Source organism: Guyparkeria sp. SB14A, assembly GCF_005096345.1.
Classification (GTDB): Bacteria; Pseudomonadota; Gammaproteobacteria; order Halothiobacillales; family Halothiobacillaceae; genus Guyparkeria; species Guyparkeria hydrothermalis.
Window position 1 is genome coordinate 1 of sequence record NZ_SWAW01000063.1, and the last position, 1349, is coordinate 1349.

Below are 1349 nucleotides of genomic sequence, written 5' to 3' on the forward strand. Positions count from 1 at the left end.
CCGAGCTGCGCGGCGAGCGCGACGCGGCCCGGGCGACGAGCGAACAGGCCCGCATCGATCGCGCCCAGGGCGAAACCCGCGAGCAGCACGCCCGCGCCCGTCTCGAGGAGGCCCGCGAGCAGCTGGCCGAGGACGAGGACGAACCGGAGGCCGAGGCGATCGAGGCGCTGGCCGCCGAGCCGGGCGTGGCCGACGCCTGGCGACGGAGCTGGCCGATCTCGAGGGTCAGATCCGGCGGCTGGGCGCGGTCAATCTCTCGGCGATCGAGGACCACCGCGAGGTCGAGGCCCGCCGCGACGAGCTGGCCGGCCAGATCGCGGACGTCGAATCGGCACTGGCGCAGCTGGCCGAGGCGATCGAGACCATGGATCGCCAGACCCGCGAGCGCTTCCGCGAGACCTTCCACGCGGTCAACCAGCGCCTGGGGCCACGCTTCGATGCGCTGTTCGGGGGCGGCGAGGCCCGCCTGGAGCTGACCGGCGACGATCCGCTCGATGCCGGGGTCGCGCTGATGGCCCGGCCGCCGGGCAAGCGCATCAGTCATCTGTCGTTGCTGTCGGGGGGCGAACGGGCGCTCACGGCCACCGCGCTGATCTTCGCGATCTTCGAGCTCAACCCCGCGCCGTTCTGCATTCTCGACGAGGTCGACGCCCCGCTGGACGAGGCTAACGTGGGGCGGTTCTGTGCTATGGTTTCGGCCATGTCCGACCGGGTGCAGTTCATGTACATCACCCATAACAAGACCACCATGGCGAGCGCCTCCGCGCTGGTCGGCGTGACCATGCGCGAGGCCGGCGTGTCGCGGATCGTGTCCGTCGACATCGACGCGGCGGTGGACCTGGTCGAGACCTGATCCGAATGCCCTTGGAATTTGTCGTGAGCCGACCAGTGAGCCAGCAAACGTATCGAACCGACGGACCCGTCACGAGTCTCTGGACGACGGGCGGCGACGCAGCGGTTTTCGGGGAGTAGACGGTATGGAATGGTTGCGCTGGATTGTTCTGCTGGTGGGCTTGCTGGTGATCGGCGGCATCGTGTGGATGTACCGTCGCCACCGCAGCGAGCAGGCCGTCGACCTCGGTGGCGATCAGCCGCATCGCGGTGACTATCACGACCCGATCGACGCGAGCGTCGGTGCCAGCGTGAATGCCGAGGGGGGAGACGGTCGCGGCGAGCGGCGCGAACCCCAACTCGAGCTGGGCGGCGACGGCTGGTCGCAACCGGACGCCGACGGGTTCATCGACGGTGCCTCCGCCGGCCGGGTGGTCTGGCGCGCCCCGGATGCCGACGACGAGCCCGAGTGGCCGACGCCGGGCGGTGCACGCCAGGAGCCCGCCCTCGAGCCCGAG

General features: G+C 70.5%; 1 protein-coding gene and 1 pseudogene. Both read left to right on the forward strand.

The window, feature by feature from the left end; translation table 11 throughout:
* Window positions 1–194: 194 nt before the first annotated feature.
* Window positions 195–853 (forward strand): annotated as a pseudogene (locus FAZ79_RS11255) (chromosome segregation protein SMC); the annotation flags it as partial.
* Between the two features lie 124 nt (window positions 854–977).
* On the forward strand, window positions 978–1349 hold a 372-nt coding region (locus tag FAZ79_RS11260; protein WP_136868051.1), incomplete at its 3' end, for a signal peptidase II.